This is a genomic window from Sutterella sp. AM11-39 (genome assembly GCF_003472385.1).
Taxonomy (GTDB): Bacteria; Pseudomonadota; Gammaproteobacteria; order Burkholderiales; family Burkholderiaceae_F; genus Duodenibacillus; species Duodenibacillus intestinigallinarum.
Genome location: NZ_QRLV01000013.1, coordinates 1 through 662, shown reverse-complemented (window position 1 = coordinate 662; position 662 = coordinate 1). Strand labels below are relative to the sequence as shown.

The window sequence follows — 662 nt, the reverse complement described above, 5'->3', positions numbered from 1 at the left end:
CTTTGTCGACAATCATCTGCTGCAGCTCGCGAAACGGCCATCGGTTCAGTCTTGCCCGCACCTTGTGTCCGGCCTTGATTCTCTCGCGAATGTGCGTGAGATCCTCCAATACGATCAACCGCTTGCCGCTTTGTGAGGCTTTTTCCACGATTGTCTTGCTGACATTGTGGTTGACGTGTTCCACATGTCGTCTTTCTCGGCCTGAGATTTGGCGTAACTTCCGTTTGGCGTTACGCGAACCGTTGCGCTGAAGACGAGCTCTGTGACTCAAATACTTATCGCGGTCATTTTTCAATTTGCCGGCTTTGAACAGACTGCCGTCCGAAGTGGCTGCCACGTTGTTTTCACCGACGTCAACACCGAGAATTTCCTCCTTTTTTAGATTCTTCAAACTTGGCAATTTGAGATCACGCTCAACAGCGATATGCAACTGCCAGCTTCCCTTGCTGCCTTTTCGTCCTTTTTTGTAGACCAGATTACACTCGCGCCACTTGCCGTTCGACAAAATGTCTTGTTGAAAAGTTCCGGGGCAGAGGCGCACCGAGACGCGCTTCTGACTTGTAAAGACTGTCGCTGTGGTTCGATCTTTCGAAAACGTCAAAGTACGCGCGTCCAGATGGATGCCAACGTTTTTAAAGACGATTTTTGGCAACTCCAGATTC

1 protein-coding gene is annotated in these 662 nt (G+C 49.8%); it reads right to left on the bottom strand.

Annotated elements, in window-relative coordinates; genetic code table 11:
• On the bottom strand, positions 1 to 662 hold a 662-nt coding region (locus DW133_RS10125; protein WP_199588865.1), incomplete at both ends, for an IS200/IS605 family accessory protein TnpB-related protein.